Here is a 9,405-nt window from a genome sequence, read left to right as displayed (position 1 = left end):
CCGTCGTGTGCTCGCCGTGGCCTCCTTCTGGCCGTCGCGTCCTCGCCCTGGCCCTCGCCCCTCCTCGCCCCCGGCTCGCATGCGCCCGGGGCGGCGCGATTCGTGGGCAGGGCGCCCATGATCTGCCGCGATCTTGGACGTTTGTGCGTGCCTGGGCGTGTACCGGCGTCCAAGATCGAGGACGCGTTCGTTCGTCGGGGCTCCACGATCAGCGTTCGCGTCCGGCGCGGGTGTGCGGTCAGGCCGGTTCGGGTACCCGGGTCACCAGGATGCGGTAGAGCACCGCGCCCGCCGCGATCGTCAGCGGGGCCAGCGCGAAGCCGACCGCCACCGCCGTGGTCCGGTCGAGGATCGCCCCGTCGACGGCGGCGCCCAGGGCCGCACCGGTGGTGAAGGCCGTGGAGACCCAGGCGAACGCCTCGGCCGCGGTGCCGGCCGGCGCGGTGCGGTCGACGGTGAGGAACGTGCCGGCCAGCAGCGGCGGCAGGCACAGGCCGCTGACCACGGCCAGGGCCAGCATCGGTGCGATCGGCGGCACCAGCAGCAGCGGCACGTAACCGGCGGCGAGGCCCGCGGCGATCCACGGCAGGTAGCGGTCGGGCAGTGTGAGGCGGGTGTTGACCAGGCCGCCGACCAGGGCGCCGGTGGCGTTGGCGGCCAGCAGCCAACCGGTCCAGGAGCGGTCGCCGATCGCCTCGGCGTAGCGGGTCACGGCCACCGGCAGGGTGCCGACGCCGGCACCGACCAGCACCACCGCGGCGAGCAGGATCCGCAGGGGCACCGACCGCAGCGGGCCGGCCCAGTGCCGCTCGGCCTCCTCGCCGCGCCAGCGGCGCACCGCCGGCGTCGTGGTGAACCAGACCGTGCCGGCCAACTGCAGGGCGGCGGTCGTCCACAGGCCGGCCTCGGGACCGCCCACCGCCACCGCGGTCACCGCGACCAGCGGACCGAAAATGAAGATCAGCTCCTGGACCGCGATGTCGAGCGTGTACGCCGTGTGCACCTGCTCCTCGGGTAGCAGGCCGCGCCACAGCACCCGCAGGCCGGCCTCGAACGGGGGAGCGCCGGCCCCGGCCAGCAGCGCGGCGACCACGGCCAGCCCGAGGGGCGGGTCCAGGCCCGCGAGGATGGCGAAGCCGACCGTCGACAGCGCGATCGCCGACCACATGACGGGCGGCTGCCGCCAGCGGTCGGCGACGCGGGCGAGCACCGGCGCACCGGCGGCCAGCCCGACGGTGTAGACACCGACGAGCAGCCCGGCGGCGCCGATCGACCAGGTCTCGCGGGCGAACAGCAGCAACGCGACCGGCGCGGCGCCGAGCGGGACCCGCCCGACGAGGCTCGCGCCCAGCAGGCGCGCCACCTGGGCGGCACGCAGCACGGTGGAGATGGACATGACGGATCGCTCCCACAGCGGACGGGGACAGGGACGGGAAGGGACCCGGCCCTAGGGAGCGAAGTCGCCGCGCTCGTGATCGTTGCCGTACAGCGGCAACGGCGGCGTGATCCACCGCAGGAAGGCGCGCAGCGAGATCACGTACGCACCGTACCGCATCCCGCGCCCTGGGAAACTCCGTCGGGCCGCACCCGTGCCGGCCGGTAGGTTCGCGGCATGGAGCCCGCTCTCGTCGCCGCGTTCGTGGTCGCCGCGTTCCTGCTGAGCGTCGCGCCCGGGCCCGACATGCTGTTCATCGTCGCCAATGCCGCCGCGGGCGGGCGGCGGGCCGGGCTCGTGTCGGCGGTGGGGATGTCGACCGGCCTGGCGGTGCACACCGTCGCCGCCGCGCTCGGGCTCAGCGCGCTCATCGCCGCGGCGCCCGAGGCGCTCGTCGTGGTCCGGGCCGTCGGCGCGGTGTTCCTCGTCTACCTCGCGGTGACCTCGTGGCGCGACAGCACCAGCGGGCACGAGGCCACCCCGGCCAGGAAACGGTCGCTGCGCCGGCTCTACGCGATGGCGACGCTCACGAACCTCGCCAACCCGAAGGTCGTGCTGTTCTACCTCGCGTTCCTGCCGCAGTTCCTCAGCCACGGCCCGCACGCGTGGCCGGTGCCGGCGCAGCTGCTGGCGCTGGGGGCGGTGTTCATCGTGGTGGGGCTGTCGGTCGACGGCACGGTCGGCGTCACCGCCGGCAGCCTTGCCGACAAGGTGCTCGGCCGACGCGCCGTACGCCGTCGGCTCCAACGTGCGTCATCCATGGTTTTCGGCGGCCTGGCCGTGCGACTGGCGCTCGACACGCGATGAGCCCTCACACGACGCAGAACTCGTTGCCTTCGGGGTCGTTCATCAGCACGAAGTAGTGGTCCATCTCGGGCGTGTAGTCGCTGTGCACCGCCGTGGCGCCGGCGGCGACGAGCGCGGCGACCTTCGCGTCGACGCGTTCGCGGCGGGTGGCGGTCGGCACCGCGCGGCCGCCGCCGACGAACAGGTCGAGGTGCAGCCGGTTCTTGACGACCTTGCCCTCGGGCACGGGCTGGAACCAGATGCCCGGCCCCCTACCGGTGGGGTCGACGAGGCGGTCGGAGCAGTCGCCCTCGCCGAGCTCGTCTTCGGGGACGTGGATGCTGAGGTAGAACTCGCGCCAGGTGGCGAACGGCTCGGGCGGCGGCTTCGGGACGTAGCCGAGCGCGGTGGCCCAGAACGCGACCTGGCGGGACGGGTCGGCGCAGTCGATGGTGAGCTGGTAATCGGTGACCATGGCCGCAAGCTACCGGCCCGGTACGACAATTCAGCGGGTCGGCACCCCGAGCGGGCCGGCGTCGAGGGCGAGCGCGGCGTCGATCGCCTCGGCGGCCAGCACCCGTTGCACGATGAGGTTCACCAGGCCCACGGTCGCGGCCCGCTCGCCCAGTGCGCTCGGCACGATCCGCAGCCCGGCGGTGCTGCGCAGCAGCGTGATGTCGCGGACCCGCTCGCCGACGGCGTCGACGACACCCGGTAGCGCGCCGATGATGCCGCCCAGCACGAGCGTGCGCGGGTTGGCCATCGCGATCAGGGCGGCGAGCACTGTGCCGAGGCGCCGTCCGGCCGACGCGAGCGCCCGCGCGACGTCGGGCTCACCGGCCCGCGACGCGATGTCGGTGAGGCTCGACACGCCGAGCTGCGAGATCAGCGCGTGCCCCGACGCGTACGCGGCGAGGCAGCCGCGCCGCCCGCACCGGCACAGCGGCCCGGTGCGGGCCAGCTTGATGTGCCCGATGTCGCCGGCGGTGCCGTCGTCGCCGGTGAGGTTCATGCCGCCGGTGATGAGCCCGGCGCCGATGCCCGTGGCCCACTTGACGCCGAGCACGGTCTCGCCGGGGCACAGGCTCGCCTCGCCGAAGGCGAGGGCCCGCGCGTCGTTCTCGAACACCATCGGCACGTCCCAGTGGGCGCGCAGCAGGTCGGGCAGCGGGTAGCCGTCCCAGCCGGGCAGGATCGTGGTCGGCTTGGGCAGTCCGGTGCCGGGCTCGATGGGACCGGGAAGCCCGACGCCGAGGCCGACCAGGCGTTGGGACGGGCAGGCGCCCAGCACCTCGTGGCCCAGCGTCACCAGGTCGGTGAGCATCGCGTCCGGCGCGGTGTGGCTGACGTCGATGCGGCGCGACACCGAGTGCAGTTCGCCACCGTGCACGCCGGTGAGGCTGACCCGCGCGTGGGTGTGCCCGACATCGAAGGTGAGCACGGTCAGTAGCCGGTCGTCGAAGCTGATGAGCTGCGCCGGCCGGCCGCCGACCGAGGCCGTGCTGCCGGCCTCGCGCACCAGGCCGGCGGCGAAGAGCGGCGAGATGCGCTCGAGCAGCGTCGGCCGGGACATGCCTGTGGCGTCGATCAGCTGCTGGCGGGTCCAGGCGGTGCGGGACCGGATCAGGGCCAGCAGGTGACCGGGCGTCGCCCCGGAAGCATCCATCGACCACCTCTTGACAGATGTGTTTCGACTCTGGGAACTTACGTCATCTGATTTTACAAAAGTCACCCCGGGGAGTGACGATGCCCAGTATCTCTTCCGGACCCATCCTCAGCCGCCGCACCCTGCTCGGAGCCGCCGCGGCGGCGACCCTGACCGCCTGCAGCGGCGTGTCCACCAGCGGCGCCGACGGCGGCGAGGGCGCGGTCAACTTCCTGTCCACCCAGTTCACGCCCGTCGAGGAGCGGCTGCGCTTCGAGACGATCCTCAAGAACCGGGTGAAGGGCGCCGAGGTCGCGTTCAACCCCGTCGACAACGCCAACTTCACCACCACCGTCCAGTCACAGGTCGACGCAAAGAAGGTCGAGATCAGCCTCGTCGGCGGCCTGCACGGCGACCTCGCCCCGCAGGCCGCGCGCCTGGCCGACCTCGACGACGTCGCGGACGCGTTGAAGAGCAGGGGAATCGACGAGGAGCTGCTCGAGCTCGGCAAGCTCGGCGGCTCGACCACCAAGTACATCCCGTGGATGCAGGCCACCTACCTGCTCGCGGTCAACAAGAAGGCGTTGCAGTGGCTGCCCTCCGGCGCGAACCCGGAGACGCTCACCTACGACCAGCTGCTGCAGTGGGCCGTCGCGGGCCGCGCCGGTAACGGGGGCAAGCCGATCTTCGGCCTGCCGGCCGGCCCGAAGGGCCTGTACCACCGCTTCTTCCAGGGTTACCTGCTGCCGAGCTTCACCGGCGCGCAGGTCACCCGGTTCCGCAGCGCCGACGCGGTGACCGGGTGGAACTGGATGAAGGAGCTGTGGGCCAACACCAACACCGCCTCCACCAACTACGACTTCATGCAGGAGCCGCTGGAGCGCGGCGAGGTCCTCATCGCCTGGGACCACGTCGCCCGGCTGGTCAACGCGCCGAAGGCCAAGCCGGACGACTGGCTGATGGTGCCGGCGCCACGCGGTCCCAAGGGGCTGGGCTACATGCTCGTCGTCGCCGGGCTCGGCATCCCGAACGGCGCGCCCGAGGCGGGTAAGGCCAAGGACGTCATCAAGGCCCTCGCCGAGGGTGACACGCAGGTGGAGGTGCTGCGGCAGAACGCGTTCTTCCCGGTGGTCGACGCGTCGCTGCCGTCGGACCTGCCCGGCGGCGTCGGCCTCGAGGCCCCGGCGGTGAAGAAGCAACAGGACGCCGACAGCGCGATCGTGTCGCTGCCGCCCGTCGGTCTCGGTGCGAAGGACGGCGAGGTCTCGCAGATCTTCAAGAACACGTTCAAGGAGATCTGCATCGACAGGAAGCCGGTGCAGCAGGTGCTCGACACGCAGGCCGGCCTGCTCGACGGCATCCTCGCCCAGCTGCGGGTGCCGTGCTGGAAGCCCGACCCGGCGGGTTCCGTCTGCAAGGTCGGATAGATGAGGCGCGGGAGGCTGTCGCCGGCGCTGCTGCTGATCGCCCCGTCGCTGGTCTTCATGACCCTGCTGTTCGCCTGGCCGATGCTCGTCGGCATCGGTCAGGCGTTCAGCGGTGGTGACGGGCCGACGCTGGAGTACCTGCGCCGCATGGTCGACGACCCCTACTTCTGGCCGGCCGTGCGCAACACGTTCCTGCTGATCGTGGTGCTGATCCCGCTGCAGTTCGCGCTCGCGCTCGGGATGGCGCTGCTGCTGCGCACGAAGCCGCGGTTCCAGGGCTTCTACTTCTACATCTGGGTCATCCCGCTGGCGATCAGCGACCTCGCCGCCGGCCTGGTGTGGCTGTCGATCTTCACCGACCGGGGCTACCTCAACTCGGTGCTCGAACTCGTCGGCATCGGCGGCTACTCGTGGCTGTCGTACGAGAACCCGACGACCATGTACCTGGCGGTGCTCGTCGCCGAGCTGTGGCGGGCCACGTCGCTGGTGTTCGTCATCCTCGTCGCGGGTCTGCAGGGCATCCCGAAGGACTACGACGAGGCGGCCGAGGTGTTCGGCGCCAGCTACTGGAAGCGCCTGCGGTACGTGATCCTGCCGCAGCTGCGTCCGAGCATCCAGGTCGCGGTGATCCTGCGGACGATCCTGGCGCTGCAGACGTTCGCGGTGGCGCAGGCCCTCGCCGGACGCGAGTTCCCGCTGCTCGTCGGCGAGACCTACCAGTGGTACACCGCGCTGCAGAACCCGAACGTGGCCGCGGCGATCGCGCTCGTCGTGCTGGCGATCTCGATGGCGACGTCGGTGGCCTACCTGCGGATGCTGCGCGACAAGCCGGGGGTTGCCGGATGACGCAACACAGCATGGGGCGCAACCGGGTCTGGGTGCAGGTCGCCTGCGTCGCGGTGACGCTGTTCATGGGCGTGCCCATCTACCTCATCACGCTGGCCGCGTTGTCGAGCCGCGAGTCGCTCAACGAGTTCCCGCTGTCGCTGCTGCCGACCGACGTGTCGACCGAGACGCTCACGACGTTCCTCAACTCGACGGGCGTCTACGGCGGCTTCCTCAACTCGCTCAACGTCGGCCTGTCGACGCTGGCGCTGTCGCTGCTGATCGGCGTGCCGGCCGGCTACGCGCTGGCCCGCTACGTCTTCGGCGGCCGCGGCTCCTACCAGCTGTTCCTGCTGCTGACACGCGCGCTGCCCATCGTGGTGCTGTCGGTGCCACTGGCCCGGGTGTTCCTCAGCTCCGGCCTGTACGACACGACGTACGCGGTGACGCTGCTGCACACCGCGCTGGCGCTGCCCACCACCGTGCTCATCACCGCCGCCATCTTCGTGGCGGTACCGCGCGACCACGAGGAGGCGGCGCAGATCTTCGGCGCCTCGCCGCTGCGGGCGTTCGTCCAGGTGACGATGCCGCAGGCGTTGCCCGGCATCGCGGCCGCGGCGATGTTCACCTTCGTCATGTCGTGGAACGAGGTGCTGGGCGCGGCGATCCTCACGCTCAACCAGCGCACGCTGCCCGCCCAGGTGCTCTCCACGCTCGGCGACTCGCCGTTGGCGTTCCGGTACGCCGGAGGCTTCGCGCTGGTGCTGCCGGCGCTGCTGTTCGTCGCGGTCATGCGCCGCTACCTGCTGAACATGTGGGGCACCACGCTCCGCTAGCGAAGGACCGTGAATGGCAGAGATCGAGATCAGGGACCTCGTCAAGACCTACGCGGGGGCGAGCTACCGCGCGACCGACGCGGTGTCGCTCACCGTCGCCGACGGCGAGTTCGTGGTGCTGGTCGGCCCCAGCGGGTGCGGCAAGACCACGCTGCTGCGGATGGTGGCGGGGCTGGAACAGCCCGACAGCGGCAGCATCGCGATCGGCGGGAAGGACGTGACCGGCCTGCCGGCCCGTCACCGCAACGTGTCGATGGTGTTCCAGTCCTACGCGATCTTCCCGCACATGAAGGTGCGCACGAACATCGGCTTCGGGCTGGCGATGCGCAACACCCCGAAGGCCGAGATCGCGGAGCGGGTCGCGCGCGCCGCCGAGGTCCTCGAGCTGACCGACTACCTCGACCGCTACCCGGCGCAGCTGTCCGGCGGCCAGCGCCAGCGCGTCGCGGTGGCGCGGGCCATCGTGGTCGACGCCGAGGTGCTGCTGATGGACGAACCACTGTCCAATTTGGACGCGCTGCTGCGCCTGCAGTTCCGGGCCGAGCTCAAGCGCATCGTGGCGCGGCTGGGCACCACCACCGTGTACGTGACGCACGACCAGGCCGAGGCGATGTCGCTGGGGGACCGGGTCGCGGTGATGCGCTCCGGGCGCATCGCGCAGATCGGCCCGCCGGTCGACGTGTACGACCGGCCGAGCGAGCGGTTCGTCGGCGGGTTCCTCGGCGCGCCGCCGATGAACTTCCTGCCCGCGACCGTCGCCGACGACGGCACGCTCGCGATCGGCGCGCAGACGCTGCCCGCGTCGGACCACGTGGCGTCGTTCGCCGGCAGGGACATCCTGCTCGGGGTGCGGGCGGAGAACATCACCGTCGGCGGCGAGGGCCGCCTCGCCGCGACCGTCGACGTCGTCGAGCCGACCGGCGCCGCGGTGCTGCTGACCGTGCGGGTCGACGGGCACGAGCTGAAGGTGCAGGCGCCCGCGACGTTCCGCACCGAGCCCGACAGCGTGGTACGGCTGGACTGTCCACCGGAGAGCCTGCGGTACTACGACCCCGAAACCGGAACGGCCCTGCTGAAATGACACTGGTGAAGTGACGGTCGTGGAGACCGGGACCGCACCGCCCGCGTTGGCCGCGAACGCCGCGTACATCCTGCGCGGCAACGACATCGGCACGTTGACCACCGCCGCTCCCCGGCTGTACCCGCACCTGTGGAGCTGGGACGCGGCTTTCGTCGCGATCGGGCTGGCGACGGTGTCGGTGCCGCGGGCCGTCGCCGAGCTGACCACGCTCCTCGGCGCCCAGTGGGCCAGCGGGATGCTGCCGCACATCGTGTTCGGGCCCGACGAGGGCTACTTCCCGGGCCCGGACGTGTGGGGCGCGACGGCGCCGTCGGGTGCGCGCACGTCCGGGATCTGCCAGCCGCCGGTCCACGCGATCGCGGTCCGCCGGGTCCTGGACGCCGGACGCCGCAACGGCGGCGCGGACCGCGACCTGGCCGAACGCTTCGCCGCCGACACGTTCGACCGGTGGCTCGCCTGGCACCGCTGGCTCGCCACCGCCCGCGACCCCGACGGGCGCGGCCTGCTGGAGATCCACCACGGCTGGGAGTCCGGGATGGACAACTCGCCGCGGTGGGACCTCGCGTACGCCGGCGTGCGGCCCGGCCTCGACCTGCTCACCGGCCGGGAACGGCGCGACCTGCAGCACGTCACGGACGCGCGGCAGCGCCCGACCGACGGGGAGTACCGCCGCTACCTGTGGCTCGTGCACCAGATGAAGGAGGCCCGCTACGACGACGTGGCCGTGCGGGAGACTGTCGACTTCCGGATGACCGACGTGTTCATGTCGGCCGTCGCGGCGCTGGCCAGCGACGTGCTCGCCGAGCTCGGCGACGAGTTCGGACGCCGCTCCGAGGCCGACGAGCTGCGGACGCTCGCCGACCGGTTCCGCGCCGGGGTGCTGTCGACCGTGTCGCCGTCGACGGGACTGGCGCGCGACGTCGACCTGCGCACCGGCGCCGTCGTCGACGTGCCGACGATCGGCGGGTTCGCGCCGCTGCTCAGCGGGGGTGACGCCGCCCTCGTGCGCCGGCAGCTCGACCTGTTCACCGGGCCGCACTGGTGCGGCCACCCGGACCTGCGGTACGCCCTGCCGCCGTCGACCGCGCCCGGCTACGCGGGCTACTCGCCCCGCACGTACTGGCGCGGACCGCAGTGGCCGTTCATGAACTGGCTCCTCTACTGGACCCTGTACCGCGCGGGGCACCGGGACGAGGCGTTGTCGCTGCGCTCGGAGGGCCTGCGCCAGCTGGGCGACCTCGCGTTCGGCGAGTACTACGAGCCGCACACGGGTGAGGCGCTGGGCAGCGCGCACCAGAGCTGGACCGCGGCCGTGGCCCTCGACTGGCTGATCGTGCCACCTCGCTAGATTGCTAGCATGCTAGCATTGC

Annotated in this window: 9 protein-coding genes; 6 read left to right on the top strand and 3 right to left on the bottom strand. The window is 72.0% G+C overall.

Annotated elements, in window-relative coordinates; all coding sequences use genetic code 11:
• Positions 1–238: 238 nt before the first annotated feature.
• Positions 239–1,396, bottom strand: a complete 1,158-nt coding sequence (locus Voc01_RS48635) for an MFS transporter (protein ID WP_203934594.1) — start codon at positions 1,394–1,396, stop codon at positions 239–241.
• A 216-nt stretch (positions 1,397–1,612) separates the two neighbouring features.
• Between Voc01_RS48635 and Voc01_RS48630 the strand changes: the two genes are divergently transcribed.
• A complete protein-coding gene (locus Voc01_RS48630) occupies positions 1,613–2,242 on the top strand; it encodes a LysE family translocator (RefSeq protein ID WP_203934593.1) in 630 nt (209 codons plus the stop codon).
• Positions 2,243–2,246: 4 nt separating this feature from the next.
• Here the strand turns inward: Voc01_RS48630 and Voc01_RS48625 are convergent, their stop codons facing one another.
• Positions 2,247–2,696 (bottom strand): VOC family protein, encoded by a 450-nt coding sequence (locus Voc01_RS48625; protein ID WP_203934592.1) that lies wholly within the window; start codon positions 2,694–2,696, stop codon positions 2,247–2,249.
• Between the two features lie 30 nt (positions 2,697–2,726).
• Positions 2,727–3,887, bottom strand: coding sequence for an ROK family protein (locus Voc01_RS48620; protein WP_203934591.1), 1,161 nt, complete (start codon positions 3,885–3,887; stop codon positions 2,727–2,729).
• A gap of 80 nt (positions 3,888–3,967) precedes the next feature.
• On the opposite strand from Voc01_RS48620, the gene Voc01_RS48615 reads away from it, so the two are divergent.
• The 5 genes from Voc01_RS48615 to ggh are packed head-to-tail and all read left to right on the top strand — an operon-like array spanning position 3,968 to position 9,383.
• Positions 3,968–5,293: an ABC transporter substrate-binding protein gene (locus Voc01_RS48615; protein WP_203934590.1), complete on the top strand. Its 1,326-nt coding sequence runs from the start codon at positions 3,968–3,970 to the stop codon at positions 5,291–5,293.
• On the top strand, positions 5,294–6,139 hold the full coding sequence (locus tag Voc01_RS48610; protein ID WP_203934589.1) for a carbohydrate ABC transporter permease: 846 nt from the start codon (positions 5,294–5,296) through the stop codon (positions 6,137–6,139).
• Entirely contained in the window at positions 6,136–6,954 is an 819-nt protein-coding gene (locus Voc01_RS48605; protein WP_239161038.1) for a carbohydrate ABC transporter permease, read from the top strand. The genes Voc01_RS48610 and Voc01_RS48605 overlap by 4 nt, the downstream gene beginning before the upstream one ends.
• 13 nt (positions 6,955–6,967) lie before the next feature.
• Positions 6,968–8,035 (top strand): ABC transporter ATP-binding protein, encoded by a 1,068-nt coding sequence (locus tag Voc01_RS48600; protein ID WP_203934588.1) that lies wholly within the window; start codon positions 6,968–6,970, stop codon positions 8,033–8,035.
• 10 nt (positions 8,036–8,045) lie between these two features.
• Positions 8,046–9,383 (top strand): glucosylglycerate hydrolase, encoded by a 1,338-nt coding sequence (ggh, locus tag Voc01_RS48595; protein ID WP_239161037.1) that lies wholly within the window; start codon positions 8,046–8,048, stop codon positions 9,381–9,383.
• The last annotated feature ends 22 nt before the right edge of the window (positions 9,384–9,405 follow it).

The organism is Virgisporangium ochraceum (assembly GCF_016863655.1).
GTDB classification, from domain to species: domain Bacteria; phylum Actinomycetota; class Actinomycetes; order Mycobacteriales; family Micromonosporaceae; genus Virgisporangium; species Virgisporangium ochraceum.
Note: the sequence above shows the minus strand (reverse complement) of the source record. Positions and strands in the feature narration are given on the sequence as shown.